General features: G+C 41.7%; 13 protein-coding genes. All 13 read right to left on the bottom strand.

Annotation, left to right across the window (positions count from 1 at the left end):
* Window positions 1–190: 190 nt before the first annotated feature.
* Window positions 191–556, bottom strand: coding sequence for a sporulation initiation factor Spo0A C-terminal domain-containing protein (locus NE665_RS14745; RefSeq protein WP_117444837.1), 366 nt, complete (start codon window positions 554–556; stop codon window positions 191–193).
* Window positions 557–1260: 704 nt separating this feature from the next.
* Complete coding sequence (gene gndA / locus NE665_RS14740) at window positions 1261–2649, bottom strand: NADP-dependent phosphogluconate dehydrogenase (protein WP_117444836.1); 1389 nt, start codon at window positions 2647–2649, stop codon at window positions 1261–1263.
* Window positions 2642–3844, bottom strand: coding sequence for a M20 family metallopeptidase (locus tag NE665_RS14735; protein ID WP_178759927.1), 1203 nt, complete (start codon window positions 3842–3844; stop codon window positions 2642–2644). Before NE665_RS14735 ends, gndA begins: the two co-directional genes overlap by 8 nt.
* Before the next feature lie 11 nt (window positions 3845–3855).
* The gene (locus NE665_RS14730) at window positions 3856–4677 is read right to left on the bottom strand and encodes a PTS system mannose/fructose/sorbose family transporter subunit IID (protein WP_117444835.1); all 822 of its coding nucleotides are present in this window, start codon (window positions 4675–4677) and stop codon (window positions 3856–3858) included.
* Window positions 4677–5447 carry a PTS sugar transporter subunit IIC gene (locus NE665_RS14725; RefSeq protein ID WP_117444834.1) on the bottom strand — a complete coding sequence of 257 codons (771 nt, stop codon included), beginning with the start codon at window positions 5445–5447 and terminating at the stop codon, window positions 4677–4679. Before NE665_RS14725 ends, NE665_RS14730 begins: the two co-directional genes overlap by 1 nt.
* Before the next feature lie 21 nt (window positions 5448–5468).
* The gene (locus tag NE665_RS14720) at window positions 5469–5960 is read right to left on the bottom strand and encodes a PTS sugar transporter subunit IIB (RefSeq protein ID WP_117444833.1); all 492 of its coding nucleotides are present in this window, start codon (window positions 5958–5960) and stop codon (window positions 5469–5471) included.
* A gap of 11 nt (window positions 5961–5971) precedes the next feature.
* The gene (locus NE665_RS14715; protein WP_117444832.1) at window positions 5972–6379 is read right to left on the bottom strand and encodes a PTS sugar transporter subunit IIA; all 408 of its coding nucleotides are present in this window, start codon (window positions 6377–6379) and stop codon (window positions 5972–5974) included.
* Between the two features lie 105 nt (window positions 6380–6484).
* Window positions 6485–9256, bottom strand: a complete 2772-nt coding sequence (locus tag NE665_RS14710; RefSeq protein WP_117444979.1) for a sigma-54-dependent transcriptional regulator — start codon at window positions 9254–9256, stop codon at window positions 6485–6487.
* Between the two features lie 385 nt (window positions 9257–9641).
* Window positions 9642–10742, bottom strand: coding sequence for a PTS transporter subunit EIIC (locus NE665_RS14705; RefSeq protein WP_117444980.1), 1101 nt, complete (start codon window positions 10740–10742; stop codon window positions 9642–9644).
* On the bottom strand, window positions 10739–12163 hold the full coding sequence (locus NE665_RS14700) for a glycoside hydrolase family 1 protein (protein ID WP_117444981.1): 1425 nt from the start codon (window positions 12161–12163) through the stop codon (window positions 10739–10741). The genes NE665_RS14705 and NE665_RS14700 overlap by 4 nt, the downstream gene beginning before the upstream one ends.
* A 47-nt stretch (window positions 12164–12210) precedes the next feature.
* On the bottom strand, window positions 12211–13638 hold the full coding sequence (locus tag NE665_RS14695) for a glycoside hydrolase family 1 protein (RefSeq protein ID WP_117444982.1): 1428 nt from the start codon (window positions 13636–13638) through the stop codon (window positions 12211–12213).
* A 17-nt stretch (window positions 13639–13655) separates the two neighbouring features.
* Window positions 13656–15524, bottom strand: a complete 1869-nt coding sequence (locus NE665_RS14690; RefSeq protein WP_117444983.1) for a glucose PTS transporter subunit IIA — start codon at window positions 15522–15524, stop codon at window positions 13656–13658.
* Window positions 15524–16375, bottom strand: coding sequence for a PRD domain-containing protein (locus NE665_RS14685; RefSeq protein WP_117444984.1), 852 nt, complete (start codon window positions 16373–16375; stop codon window positions 15524–15526). The genes NE665_RS14690 and NE665_RS14685 overlap by 1 nt, the downstream gene beginning before the upstream one ends.
* Window positions 16376–16705: the final 330 nt, after the last annotated feature.

Here is a 16705-nt window from a genome sequence, read left to right as displayed (position 1 = left end):
CTTACGTATTGCACACTTTTCCTCGCGTTTCTTCTTATATGATACCTGCAAATCTAAATAAGTCAAGCCGCTTTTCCTTTATTTTCTAAATCCGATGAGAAAAACAGCAGATGCCGTCACATTCTGACTTTCCTTGTAACAGCGCGGCTGGTGTATCCTCAAGGATTTCCTGTTGATTGCATTACGCAGGCTACATATGCCGAACCCGCAGAACATCCACAACCATCATAATGAACTCCCGGTTGGTCGGCTTGCCTTTATTCTTACTCACCGTATTGCGAAATACAGAATACAGAAAATCCACATCCCCGCGATCCAGCGTTGCCTCCACTGCATTGCGGATACTTCGCTCTACACAGGAAGGCGTCGTATCATAAGCCTCGGCAATCGTTGCATATAATCCATTCATCATATTCTTTAATAATTCAGGATGATCATAAACCTCCAGGATAGCGCTGCGCAGATAATAATGTCCTTTAATGTGTGCAGGTGTACCCATGTCATGCAAAAGATTCGTAACCTCTTCGTATAATTCCTTTGTCAATGTATCCATCATAAAATTCCCTCCATCCATTTCTCTGATTCCACACACTAACAATAATTTAAATATGTCCAGAAGTAAACCGATGTCGTTATCTGTCGAAATTTATATTTTATAGGATCGTTTGTATTTGCTGATCATTTCCTGTCATCATACAGAATTCCCCGTAATCTGCTTCAGCAACCGCTTATTGCCTGCCGCATGCGGTATCCGGTTTTCAGTCTTCACTATAGGATATAAAAAAATGAAGGGTTCGTAATGAATCCTTCGAGCGAACATGCATTCGGCTTCAAATGCTCAGATGCTGCCTTACCATACAGGAATGTATATCCATAGCCTGTACTATGTGTGATTGATGATTCTCCACAATTGCAAGAGAACAGTATCCCCTGTTTATAAATATATTATATAGAAATAGGAAGCTGCGTTGATGCTTATGATGGATACGAAAATAGGGAATCCAAATTCTATTGGTATACGCAATAGCTTGGATTCCCTTCTATTATGAATAATACAGCAGGAATGCTCTTAATTCTGTTTATCAAAAGAAACTTCGTGTCCTCTTTCCCTTGCAATTCGTCTATACAAGTTCTGATCATCCAATGAATTTCTGTGATATGAGCGAAACTGGCATTCCTTGTCTACGTAGAATTGCATGCCGGGAAGAAAGTAATATCCTATGTGATTATCCCAGATGCCTGCTTTTGTTTTCTTTTTCCTTATTTTTGCCAGTTCGTGTGAAATATCCCCGGCTGGTCTTCACGTTCATAGGTATGTGCACCAAAGCAGTCCCGCTGTGCCTGAATCAGATTTGTTTCCAGCTTTGCCGTGGTGTACCCGTTGACATAATTCAGCGCACTGCATAAAACCGGTATGTACAGCCCCTTTTGCAATGCATAGGTGATGATGTGCTGTAATGCTGTCCTTCCCTGCTTCACATAGTCGATGAAGCCCTCGGACACAAGCAGATTCATAAGCTTTTCATCTTTGTCATAGGCCTGATAAATATCCTTCAGAAATTCTGATTTAATAATACAGCCATTCTGCCAGATTACGGCAAGCTGTTTAACATCGATATTGTAGCCGCATTCCGCATTCACGGCATCGATCAGTGAAAAGCCCTGTGCATAGATGCTTGTTTTGGCCAGCAGCATCGCCTTATACAGACAGTCGGCAAGCTGCTCATTAGCTGTTTCTTCATTCTCAGTACATGCATAGCACTGTTGGGCGTGTTGTCGCTGCGTTTTCATTGAGGATAGAAATCTTGCCTCTACAGCCTCCAGCAGGCTGGGTACAGGCACCCCGTATTCCAGAGATACACGTGCCGTCCATTTCCCGGTTCCCTTCTGCTTTGCGACATCCGATACGTTATCAAGCAGCCATTCTCCTTGCTCCTTCTTATCCAGAATATCCTCTGTGATATCTAGAAGATACGATGCAAGACTGCCTTGATTCAGCTGGTGAAATGCTGTTTGCACAGCAGCACGATTTTTAGGATACATCCTTTTCAGAATAGCATAAAGCTCTGCAAGCAGCTGCATATCCGCATACTCTATACCATTGTGCACCATTTTCACAAAATGACCGGAGCCCTTTCCTCCGATATAGGTACAGCAGGATGTACCATCCTCATTTTTTGCAGCCATCGCCGTAAAAATATCCGCAATTTCACAGTAGGCCTCGTATTCTCCGGAGGGCATGATACTTGGTCCGTTTAATGCCCCCTTCTCTCCACCGGAAACACCGCTTCCAATCAGATAGAAACCGTCCTGCTTCAATGACTCCATTCTGCGCTGTGTATCCTCATAATAGGAATTGCCGCAGTCAATCAGAATATCCCCTTTCGCAAGCAGCGGCTTCAGGGATGCAATCACACTGTCCACCACACGTCCTGCCGTCACCATTAGGATGATTTTACGCGGTTTTTCCAGACTGTTCACAAAGTCCTTTACAGACGCATACCCGTCAAACGTTGGATATTTCTGCGTAAATTGCTTTGTGATTTCTGTTTCTATATTATATACAGCTACAGAGAAGCCATGCTGCATGATATTGCGTGCCAGAGACTGCCCCATGACACCCAGTCCATATACTCCGATATTATTCATAGCGTGCCTCCTCTTCCTGTCGGCGCTTTAATTCCTCTTTGGCCTGCTTCAGCAGCTGTGGATTCTGATACAGCGTCAGGATACTGTTTGCCATTGCCTTGCTGGAAATGCTCAGACAGTGCTTACCGGCATCGGAAATCGCAAGCTCGCGAAACTGATCCGTATGTCCGGATATCTTCTTATCCGGAAGCAGTGTCATATAGAGATTGCATGCAGGGATCACACGGGAAACATTCCCCAAATCCTCTCCGCCTGCATCACACGGCATCCCTTCCATCATCGGTTCACCAAGCGCTAACATTTCCTGACGGCAAAGCTCAGCGAGGACCGCATTCGGCATACGTCCGTAATACCCCGGTATTTCCTTATAGCGAACCTTGCAGCCGCTGGCCAGCGCCATGCCCTCTGCAATGTTTATGATTTTCTGTTTTGTGGTTTCAATATCCTTCACACGCATGGTAGAGATTTCAACCTCCAGCCGTGCATAGTCCGGTATGCGTCCGATATCTCGTTCACTCTCTGCAATGATACAGCAGATATGAATGGAATCGCGCAGCTGCTGCCGGGCAAGTCCTACTGCCTGATAAAACAGATTTGCCGCATCCAGAGCATTGATGCCGTTTTCCGGATGGGATTCTGCGTGCGCACTCTTACCGATGTACTCTATTTCAAAGTCGGTGAAGGAAGCACATTCTCCGCCGATTCTTGCCATGGCACTTGTAGGATGCATCAGGAAGACCGCATCCAGGCCATCAAACACTCCCTGCTTAAGCATGATGATTTTCCCGCCGCCATCTTCCTCGGCAGGAGTTCCATAAACCTCAATACTGCCTTCCAGCTCACTGCTTTCCAGAACCTGCTTCACTGCGGCGGCACAGCCAAGGGCACTGGTTGCAATCAGGTTATGACCACAGGCATGCCCCAGTCCCTTTAATGCGTCATATTCCGCGAATACGGCAATTCTTGGGCCGTTTCCTTTTTTGAATACAGCCTGAAAAGCCGTATCCAGACCGGCAATTCCCGTTTTCACTGCAAATCCCAGCTCCTGCAGATAAGAAGAAAGCGCGTGTGCTGCTTTCTTCTCTTCAAAGGCGATTTCAGGATTTGCATGGATATAGGAGGCCAGCTTCCATAACTGGTCAAATTTGCGGTCTACGATTTCACTGCTCAGCTTCTTTATCTCATCCTTATCCATAAGTGTCTCCCTTATACAATATCAAAGAACGCGCCGACCAGACTCAGGACAATAATGATAATGATATATAGATTGAACTTCATTCCCTTTTTCTTGATGGCGAAGAAGATCAGTGCGATAACAGCAAGCGGCAGGATGCCGGGAATGATCTCATCCAAAATCTGTTGTACGAGAATCGGATCACTGTTTTCAATTTTCATACCGGCTGTCGTTGTCAGTGTAACATAGCTGGCAGACAGGGCCCCCATCATCATAAGACCAAGGATACTGCAGGCCTGAATGATTTTATTGACAACACCGCTCTGTAAGATTTTTGAAATACTTGTTCTACCGATACGATAGCCCATATGCCACATGAAGTAACCGATTGTAAATCCACAGATTGGAAACAGGATACAGGCAAATACCATACCTGCATAATTACCGCTTAAGGCCATGGTAGCCGCAAGTGAGAAACAGATTGCCTTAATGGTTCCCCAGTACAGTGTATCTCCGATACCTGCCATAGGTCCCATAAGTCCTGTCTTGATGGAAGCAATTACCTCATCCGGAATTTCAGCACCATTTGCCCTGTCCTCCTCCAGAGATAACACGATTCCAGGGATGATGGCACCGATGGTTGCCTCAGTATTGAAGAATTGCATATGACGAACCAGTGCCTGTCTATACTCCTCATCATCCGTGTAAAGCTTTCGCAGCGGCTTTGACAGAGTCACCGCCATAGAAAGCGACTGATATCGCTCATAGGAATGGGATACCTCAGCCAGTAAACGCCATTGTATATAAGAACGGGTTATATCCTTTTTCGTAAGCTTCTTTTCATTTGTTTCCATTAGTCATCATCCTCCTCTGCAGCAGGCGCTAATTCTTTTTTATTCGTCATCCAGTAAATCAGCAGTGCAATGGATGTCGCGAAGACTGCCACTGCCATAACATCCAGCTCGAAATACACAACCAGGAAGTAACCGATAACGAAGAACGGTACCAGATCACGCTTTCCGATCGTGTAGACAGCAATCGCAAATCCGATTGCCGGCATGACACCTCCGGCAACTTCAATTCCGTGCATCGCCCATTCCGGCAGCATGTTCAATACATTGGATACAACCTCCGGTCCTACCATATTCGCCAGGAAGATTTCCGGGAAAGTGATACAGAACATGAACAGCAGCGGCCATTCTCTCGCACAGCGCATCATTCCTTTAACATTTCCTTCCTCTGCATATTTGTCAGCCTTATGTACAAAGAAGGAGTTCACCGTGTATTTCAGGTTATATACCCATCCACCCAGAATACCGAATGGCACAGCGATAACCAATGCAGCTGTAGGCTCCATACCTGTTTTAATGGCAATCGGTATGGCAATCAAGGCTGCTGCCGAGCCATCTGCCGGCACGGTTCCTCCGGGATAAATGATACCCAAATACATCAGCTCGATGGTACCGCCGAGGATCAGTCCTTCCTGCAAATGTCCTGTCGCAACACCCAGAACCGCTCCGATCAATGCCGGCGATCCCAGTGTTTCACTAATGGTGTAACCAAAATCAATACTCGATAAGAAATACCAGACTCCGCATAACATCGCTAATAAGAATGTATTCATAATTTTCTCTCCTCTCTCTTATTAAAATTCAAGATTTTCTATGACTTTATTGATTTCATATTTCTGCTGGCTCGGCACAACATGGATATATACCTCACACCCCTCATTTTGTATTTCCTTTAACAGTGTAGCGTCCTTCGCATCAAAGGATATTCCACTTGGTGTATTTACACGTCCGTTTCCTCCCCCCAATCCGCCAATCTGCAAAGACTTCATCGGGAATCCACGCTTCTGCATACTTCTGGCATCCTCTACGGATTTAAACAGCATCAGTACGTTCCCTTCGCCGAACTGATTTTTCTCCCATTTGGTAATCGCCTTGTCTATTGTGAAAATACTTACGCGGACATCGGATGGAGCCGCCATTTTATATACACTCCCTAAAAATTCATCATTCGCCAATGCATCATTTACAATAATAATCCGGTCTGCATTTGCCTGTTTCACCCATTTAGTGACTACCTGACCATGAATCAGACGAAAATCTATTCGAATCAAGCTAATTGCTGCCATCGTAATTCCTCCTATCTTTCATTCAGCAGTTTTACAACATCCTTGCCGCTTTCCCTTAAGGTGGCAAGCCCTATTGATTTTAATTCGTCCACAGCATAATTTCCCTTCTGTGAGGTCACCTCGATATACATTGCCAGATTCAATCCGGAGATCACCTGCATGTCATATGTTTTCGATAGAATTGCACATGTCGTACACGGTGTTCCGCCAAACAGATCCACCAGACACAGAACCTTCCCATCACCCAGCTTCTCCAGCTGCTTCTCCAGCATTGCTCTGTAATCCTCCGGCTGCATTCCCGGCATCAGGGAAAATGCAAATACATTCTCTGCCTCACCGGCAATCATCTCCGCGGATTTCATCAGCTCTTCACCAAATCTGCCATGTGTACAGACGAAGACCCATACATTATTCTCCATAACTTACTCCTTTCCTATAACCTTCACTCATTTACTAGCAAGTCCTGTGCCAAAATAAAAAAGTGCCTGTTTATCAGCACTTTTTTAGCTATATACGATAGTGTGTTATTCTGTGTCAAAGTTATCCATGATGTAAGCCACTTCTGTGTCAGAGATGCGGATTTGAAATTCCCGCTCAATAATCTTCATCGCTGTTCGGACAAGACGATACAGCTTTTCATTTCGCTGAATACGTTCTCCGCAGGCATCATATTCCATCTCCGCCCCGCGGATACAGCGCTCAATCATACAGCCGACATGCATCATATAACCAATCAATATCCGGTTATAGTCATCAATATCCCACATCTTGGATATAACCTGAAAGGATTTGCGTATCACATCATCTGCCTTTACCGGATCAAGGAAAACCAGAGATTCCTTCAGAAAATTATTCATAACAATATTGGAGGAAACCGGCTCCCTGTCTTCAACACCAAGCGCCGTGGATATGATTTGTGCAATCTTCGCCAAACCGTCCTCCAGAATGATTTTATCACTGGATATATACAGCGTATCCTCCAAATGCAAATCTCTGGCACCGACAACCGCAAGAATACGTTTATTTTCCAGATGCTTTTCTTTAAAGGATTCGGTGTTGCAGGCAACGATATCGATGTGGTATTCGTCAATCGCCGGAATAGCGGAGCGAATCAGCTCACCCAGCTTGACTGCTGCCCCCTCACCGCTCAGACAGGTGGTCACAATGACATTCTGATGCAGAGCCTTTTGCTTGATTTCCTTGGAGTAAAGCTTTCCGATATAGGGAGTATAGCTTCGCAGCTCACGATACAAATCATCCAGTGTATATTCACTCAGCATCGTTTTCCGCAGAGCTTCCAGTACAAACGGTGTGGATATCATATCTATTGTCTTTGTCGGGATACCGGTTTTCTGTGTGATGATTTCTCCAAAGGATAGCAGGGAGCCCATATCGACAAGGATGAGTACACCCTTCCCCTCATCTATTTCCTTCACCTTGCGTGTCACGGTTTCCAGAAAATCATCAACACTCTGATGCAGACTCATATCAAGCGCATGACCGTGTCGTGTATCCAGCAAGGCATTGGCAACATCCACCATATTGCGTGCCACACCGTTTCCATGTGCCAGTGCAAGCAATGCTATTGCGCCGTTTACCTGCGGCTTATCCTTTTCAATACACAAAAACATTGTAAAGAAGACAATTTCCTGCGGCGGAAATGGGATTTCCAGCTCCTTCTGCAGGAAGCTCATAATTTCCATTGCCACATGGTATTCATTCGGATTTTCACTCAGTACATCATAGACATTGGGATTCAGCTCATGCTCCTTCCGCTTGTTTTCAAGCAATGCGGAAATATGCAGTGCCATAGCTGTATATACCTTTTTGGATATCGGATAGCCAAGCCGCTGCTGAGCCAGCTGGAGTGCAACCTCCACCGCATGATATACATGAATCGGAACGATTTTATACAGCATAGCTTCACTTCCGGATTCTTCGATCTGGTTGCTGAGGGTCTTGATATAGGTTTCAATATAGGTGCGCATATGACGGTTGATATTCGCATTATCAAAGCCCCTTGCCTCATAATCCTGAAACCGCCGATTCATTTCCTGATAAATATTCAAAAACTCTCCGTCATAGTGTTCCAGCTTTGTTTCCTGATCATAAACGAAGACCTCCTGATCATGCATGGTCAGAAAATCATCGACCTCCTTCTGCTTGCCGGAATTTAATAGACCGTGATAAATATGCTCCTGCAACAAGGACAAAGTGATGCGGATTACGTCATCCTGACGGGATATGTGCTCCAGAAAGCCGTTGGCACACAACAGGCGGATATCCGCCTTCAGCTGTCCGATGTTCCCCTTGCAATCATAGGACAGCAATGCCCGCATGACCTTAGCCTTTACCTGAATAGGGATTTTAACCTGATTATATTCCTGACGGAAAAATTTTTCAATCAGCTCATACCGCTCTTCAATGGAGCGCTCCTCCAGAGAAGGCATGGTGATCGTCATCGGAATTCTTCGTAAAAAGGTCTGAAGCAGACTGGATTCCAGGTTTTCCGTTGTCGCGGCGATGATCAGAACTCTGGCATCCTTGCTTGTTTCATTGGCTCCCAGCTTGCGGTATTCTCCCTTGTCCAAAAGCATAAACAGCATTTCCTGTCCCTCTGGAGGCAGCCGGTGAATTTCATCAAGAAAGAGGACACCGTTTTGTGCCTTTTCCACCAGACCTTCACTTTCCCGGTCTGCGCCGGTATAGGCACCCTTCACATATCCGAACAGCTGACCCAGCAGAAGCTGTGGATTGTCCGCATACTCGGCACAGTTAAAAATAACGAACGGTGCAGTCTTTTGCAATACACCGTGATCCTTGGCATACTGATACATGATTTCCGCAAACATCGTCTTACCGGCACCGGTTGGGCCAACCAGTAGTGTATGCAGGCCAAACGGTGGATAGATCATGGCCGCCTTTGCCTTGTTAATCATCGTCTTCAGACTTTTATCACTGCCGATGAGCTTATCAAAATCATTTTCGGTATAACCTTCTCCTCGATTCTGCAGATATTCCTGCAGTGAGGGAACAGCAAAGCATTCCAGTGAATGTGCCAACAGAGCCTCCATGCGTTCCCTGTCAAAATAATAAACCGGTCTTCCGGTAATCTTGATAACTGCATTCTCCTGAAAAAGCTGATTTAGTTCTTTACTTACATTTGCCCGATCCATCCCCATGAATTCAGATAGCTGCTGTGCGCTGACCCCCTCATAGCCTTCTTCTATGGAAGAAAGGCTGATGTCTGCACAAAGTTGCTTCAATGTGTCTGCTACCCTGGATTTTCTCCGCATGTTTTCACCTCTTTATTCTGATACGTGTTCAATGCGATTATAAGTTATAAGTATTTGAAAGTCAAAATGTCTGTGTGAATTTCCTGAATTTTACTTTACATAAGCAGGCGGTTTCATGTAGAATACACGTTCCATTTACATAATAGCATTTATTTTCCAGCTTTCTTTACAAAATAACTTGCATAATAGAAATCAGATTGCTATGTGATTTACTATGTTGATACTGTTTCTTTTTAATTGCCTATTTTAATAGCTAAGGGGCATAAAATATCATAAAGAAAAACCCCGCATATCACGAGGCTTTCCATAATAAATTACTTACATTGTTTCTTATTTTGTATCAAGTATCCTTAGCATATTATTCATATAACAAGTATATACTTACTTATCGTTTGTCTATTTCAGTCCTGTGCGTAGCAAACGCAATCATACAGGATAATAAAAGCGCTATACCGCTTGCGATCAGCATGGAATAAAAGTTGTATTGGTCATTCCCCATCAGATAGGTTGTCAATCCAGGAATACTAGCAACGAATACATACCCCTTTACATGCAGGAAGCCTGCGAGCAATCCTGCCGCCGCTCCGGAAAACATTACTGATAATAGTGTATATTTTTGATGGATTAAGACATTGAATATTGCTGGTATGGGGATTCCCATTGCTGCACTGAATCCAGAGGAGCCGTACTGCTGTTTTTTTTGAAGCTTTTTTTCTTTCAGAAAACAGCCGAGCATGCTTCCGCATATAGCAATATTAGATAGTGTTATTCCTACAATCAGCATTGGATCATACCCTAACGTACTCATATTATTGAATATAATTGGCAAGACAAGCGAATTACATCCAGTTAACACCATAAACGGATGAAGCAGTGCATAAACACAAATCACTGTTGCATTTCCGAACTCTTCCATAAGCCATAAACAGGCTATGCTCAATCCCTCGCTTATCACAGAACCTAAAGGTCCGAAAATCAATAATGTACCAACCAAAGCGGTCGAGATAGTAAGTAAGGGTACGAGGATACCTTTTAATGATTTTGTAATAATTTTATTAAATAGCCTATTACAATGATGCATGCAATATACACCTAGAAAAATTGGAATAAATGTACTCGAATATGTTATTTCTGGCAAAGAAATGCCAAATAGAGTCAGATTTTTTACACCATTGATATTTGCTGATAATAAAATGACGGCTAAGGTGATAGCAAGAGATTGCTCTACTCCAAATTCCTTTGCGGAAGAAATTGCTATATAAATGGGAAAGAAATAGAATACTGCGCTGCGTATCGTATCAAAGATAATATAGGTGTTACTCTCAACAGCCAGCATTCCCAATGCATTCAATAATGCCAGCACCCCTGAAACCAGTCCTGCAACAGTCATTGGCAGAATTACCGGAGCCATAACCTCAGCAAGCATGTTCAGCATATTATTCACTGTTTCTTTTGAATTAGTGATTTTTAAATGCAAGGCAATCATCGGATATGTAAATCCTCTCCATGGGATGCAATAACCTGCTTATACCAATCAAAGCTCTTTTTCTTAAAGCGCTTCCTGCTGCCCTTTCCTTTGTCATCTATATCTACATAAATAAGGCCATATCGTTTTGACATTTCCCCTGTACTTGCACTTACAATATCAATTGGTGACCAAACATAATAGCCGAGGACATTGACACTGTCTTCCCATATCGCCTTCTCCATCTGTTCTATATGATCTTTTAGAAACGCTATTCGGTAATCATCATTCACCGTTTCATTTTCAAGTATGTCTGATGCGCCTAATCCATTTTCTGTAATCATGATAGGTATATTATATCTCCTATTAAGGTAATTCAAGGCGAATCTTAGTCCAACTGGATCATTCTCCCATCCCCATTCATTGATTGGTAATTCCGGATTTTTATATCCGTGGAAAAATGCATTTCCGTACCCGCGATTTTCAGCTGCACTCATCCCTGATGAATAATAATTCAATCCAAAGAAATCAATGGTACCTTTCTTAAAAATCTCTTTATCTTCTTTTGTAACTTCAATATTTTCTTTCTCATATTCTCTGATTTTATAATCCGGCATATATCCCTTAATCATAACATCCAAAAGGAAGCAATCCTGATCATACGCCTGCAAGGTTGCCAAAGAGTCCTCCGGTTTACTTGTTGCGGGATATTGAGGTACAAACGCATGCACACATCCAATCTGGTTTGCTTCATCAATATCATGTCCCGCTATTACAGCAAGAGCACTAGCTTTTAATACATTATACATTGCATTAGCGAGAGCGTTATCTGGATTTTCAATCTCATTGAATTTTAGTCCTGTTCCGAAATAAGAATATACATCAGCATTATCATTATCATACCACACCGCATGATTGACTTCATTGAATGTCAGCCAGTATTTTACTTTTCCCTTGAATTCATGAAACAGTGTCTTGGCATACTTTACATACATATGTATTGTATCCGGATTGGTCCACGCTCCATTTTGCGCAATTTTCAAAGGCATTTCAAGATGCTTTATCGTCACAAGCGGAATAATATCATACTTCAGAAGTTCGTCAATAACATTATGGTAAAAACTTAAACCTTCCTGGTTTGGCTCAATCTCTGCTCCTGTTGGGTAAATTCTTGTCCAATCAATCGACATTCTAAAACTTTTAAGCCCCATCTCTGCAAACAATCTGATATCTTCTTTATACATATGATAAAAATCAATACCGGTATGTGATGGATAAAACTTATTCGGTTCAACTACATCCGTAATCTTTCGCAAACGGTCTTTCGATCCGTCCGTAACAACATCCATATTGTTCAAGCCTTTTCCGCCTTCATGGAAACCACCTTCAAACTGTGATGCTGCAGTACCCCCACCCCATAAAAAATGTTCATCTAATATCATAGTATATTATCTCCTTATCTTTATCATTTTAAGGTAACGTTTCCCTTTTACAGGATTTCGCCCTGTGATGCAATCAATTGCTTGTACCATGCAAATGATTTCTTCTTATAACGGTTGTACGTCCCTGTCTGATCATCATAACGATCAACGAAAACGACACCATAACGTTTTTTTATTTCACCTGTACTGGCACTGATCAGATCGACAGGCGCCCACATATAGTATCCGATACAGGTGACGCCATCCTCAATTATAGCTTTTTCCATCTGTTCAATATGCTCACGCATATAAGCGATACGGTAATCATCTTCTACGGTTCCATTTTCCAAAACGTCGTCACAGCCAATTCCATTTTCCGTAATCATAATTGGTTTTCCGTATCTTCTATCCATATAAATCAAAGCATTTCTAAGACCAATCGGATCGTCCTCCCAGCCCCATGCATTCGTTTTTAGCATCGGATTTCTATATCCATTGAAAAAACCATTTTTATAGCCGCGATTTTCCGCTGCTGCCATTCCACTTGAATAATAATTCATACCATAAAAGTCAATTGTTCCTTTTCTTAGTATGCTACGATCCTCTTCTGTCCAGTCGAGCGTAATACCTTTTTTCTCATATTCATGCAGTTTATACTTCGGATACTGCCCTTTCATAAGTACATCAGTTAGATATAAATCCTTATCCAGACTATGCAAGACTGCCAGATTATCTTCTGCGGAACTCGTTGCGGCATATTGCGGTACAAAGCACAAGGTACATCCAATTTGATTCTCTGGATCAATTTCATGTCCCAGCAACACAGCTTTTGCACTGGCAAGCAGGATATTCAGACTAGCAGTCGCCAACCCTTGAGGCGGATTTTTCATTTTATTAAAATTCAAACCGCTTCCCAATTCCGCATAGACCTCGTTATAATCATCATTATCATAAAATACAGCATGATTTACTTCATTAAAGGTAAGCCAGTACTTCACTTTTCCTTTGAATTCTGTAAACAATGTTTTTGCCACCTTCAAATAAATGTCAATCATATCCTTACTCATCCAGGTATTGTATTTACGAACAAGATGAATAGGCACTTCTGCATGCAAAATCGTCACCAAAGGCTCAATATTATATTTCAAAAGCTCATCAATCACATTGTGATAGAATCGCAGACCCTCCGGATTTGGCGTCTTTTCCTCACCTGTTGGATATATTCTCGTCCAGTCCATCGACAGGCGATAGCTCTTCAAGCCTAATTCAGCCATCAAAGCAATATCTTCTTTATAACGATGGTAAAAATCATTCCCTGTATGTGAGGGATAATAAACACCCTTTTCAATTTCACCGGTATGACCTCTTGGGGTATCCTTGGTTCCTGCAGTTAGCAAATCATGTGTATTGATTCCCTTACCGCCTTCATCAAAACCACCCTCATGCTGACAGGCAGCTACTCCGCCTCCCCAAAAAAAGCCTTTATCTAATTTCATATCATTATCCTCCATATCTACATTAAAACAAACATTATTTCACTTGTATCATCATTGCTTGGAATAACATCCAGAAAATCCTTTGTATTTGTAATAACCACAATTACGGTTGTATCAAAGCCTTCCCTTTTTATCTCCTTAGCATTAAAGGAACATAACGTATCACCACATGTAACCTGTTGTCCTTCTTTTACACATGCTTCAAAATATTTTCCTTCCAAATTCACTGTATCAAGACCAATGTGAATCAAAATCTCAATACCTTCTTCTGTTTTTATACCATAGGCATGCTTTGTTGGGAACACACTCGCAATAACTCCTGAAGCAGGCGCTTTTATTTCAATTTCTTCTTTATCCTCCGGAATTATAGCGATTCCTTTTCCAATGGCTTCTGAAGCAAAAGCCCTGTCCTTAACCTTATTTAATGGGATAACTTTTCCCTCGGTTACTGTTTTTAAAATCACTTTTTCCATATTGCTGTTAACTTTTTCAATAGAAACAATTTTTTCTTTTTTATCTCTCGGAATCCCTATGCCATAGGCAACCAGAACTGATGTGACAAAACCGGCAGCTACTGCAACAATGATACCGATTTGATTCATAATACCACCTGTCATATAAGTAGGAAATGACATTAATCCCCACACATAGCCATAGGTTTTTACACCCATTAATCCAGAAATAGTGCCACCGACTAAGCCTGCACATATCGTTGCGATAAACGGTCTTCTAAATTTAGCAAAGACGCCATATAATGCAGGCTCTGTAATTCCCATAATGGCGGAGAATGAAGTTGTGCCAAATAACTCCAATTCTTTTTCACGCTCTGGTGTTTTTATTTTTTTGAATTCTTTGCGGGCCCTTAGATAATATCCTAATGCTGCACCGCCGACAGCCATATCAGATATTAATGATGTAGGAAGTAGCGGATCATACCCCCACATGGATAAATTATTTAACGTGATCGGTGTCATAAATGCTCCTGCACCTGTAATCATGATAATTGGATTTACAGCCGCTTTAATGGCAGAGGCCACCGGTAATCCAAATGTATTCAATATCCACATAAACGCTGCACCCATAGCCTCACTTAACACATTACCAATCGGGCCAAAAAAGAATAGTACAATCGGATATGTAATCAATAAGGCAAGGGAAGGAACCAGGAAGAAATGAAGCTTTTTTGGCATAACCTTATTTAATGTTTTTATAACGATACTTAAAATCCATACACCTAACAGGGCCGGTATAAAGGAGCGTGTATATGTTACTGTCTGCAGTGAAATGCCAAACAACGATAAGCCTTCCACACCATCAATGCTTGGAATCACCATCGCAAAGGTCAATGCCATAGCAATATAAGGGCTGATATTCAGTCTTTTTGCAAGACCAGCAGCGATTAAAACGGGTAAATAAGTAAACACCCCGGATGATAATGCGTCCAATACGTTATATGTAGGGGATACATAGGCCTCCAGTAATCCAAAAACGGAAGCGATTGATAGTATTGAGGAAATGACTCCGGCTGCCAGTAGCACTTCTAAAAATGGATTGATGGAATCACCGATGACAGCCAAAATGGAAGTGATATATGCCCCTGCATTTCGTGGCTTTTCTGCTTTTTGATTGTTGTTCTGATCAATATCAATCATCTGGACAAGTTCCTCATAAACCTCGCCAACCTGTGTACCAATGATAACCTGATATGCAACATCATTGGATAAAACATCAATAACATCATCCAGCTTTCTTATTTCTTCAGTTTTTGGTTTGTTTCTGTCTTTTAGCTTAAATCGCAATCTTGTGACACAATGTGTTAAAGTTATGATATTATCTTTTCCGCCGATTAAATCAATAATAGCCTTATTCAATTCTTCATATTTCATTATCTTATCTCCAATCTTTCTGTTACCCGATGAAGATGTATCATCAAATACACCTCTTCATCATGACTGATATCTGATCTGTACTGTGATTTAATATACTTTTTTATCTTTTGTACTGCCTCAAATTCGCTTGGATAGGTTTGGCTGATTTGCTTGTAAAGCCTAAAAGAATTATCTTTCGTTTCAAAGATATGACCTTCAAATATTCTCTGAACAAAATATTGTAAATGCGTAAAGAACCGTATGTAATTTATTGAGTTTTCATCCAGCACCATTCTGAAATGTTTTTCAATAATAGAAATAATATCACTTATCGCATTGATTTCTTTCAATCTGATATCTTTATTTCCATTGAATTCTTCCACCATATTGATGAAATGAAGCGCTAGTGCGACAGCCTCATCATCCGGTATCTGTACCTTCTTTTGCTCCCTAATCATCTGTAAAGCAATTAATCCAGCGTCGAAATATTTCGGATAAAACCTTTTTACATCCCAATACAACGGGCTTTTTATAAATTGCTGCTTTTCAGCGCGCTTAATGACATAGTCAATGTGATCAAGCAAGGTCAAAACCAGAGAGTCACTGGCAGTGATACCCAAAGTATTCTCTGCTTCCGTGATTATCCGTTGAACAAGCAAAATATCCTCTGCATCAGAATGAGCCAGTAAATAACTGAAATGATCCAGCATATCATAAGAATCAAGAATATACAGCTTTTCGATATCTTTTTCTTCTATTGACTGTCCTTTCTTTTTTCTTACACCAATGCCTTTAGATACTACTATGATTTCATGTCCACCACGTTTAACTAACGCAACATTGTTGTTGAGAATCTGCGTAATCTTCATATTTCGACCTCCTTCCAAATAAAAAACTCAAGAAAACCGCGATAGTACTAGTTCGCTTGTTTTCTTGAGCTCTGCCTTTATTCAAGTAACATACTCAGCATTACGACTCCGGCGCCGTAATCAATATAAATTTATATCTATAAACAGATTATCATAAAGCAACAGTTAATGCAAGCCCTTTCACACAAAAAAAAATGAAATCTCGGAAGTTTTACACTTAAAAAAGTTGAAAGTTTAAAATATGGCTTAAATAAGCTATTTTTTTGTCAAATTTATTTGATTTTATATTCGTACTTTAAGGTACTTTATGGTATAATATACATAGGCAGG

Source organism: Clostridium sp. DFI.1.208, from assembly GCF_024463855.1.
Taxonomy (GTDB): Bacteria; Bacillota_I; Bacilli_A; order Erysipelotrichales; family Erysipelotrichaceae; genus Clostridium_AQ.
This window is presented reverse-complemented; position numbering and strand designations above follow the sequence as displayed.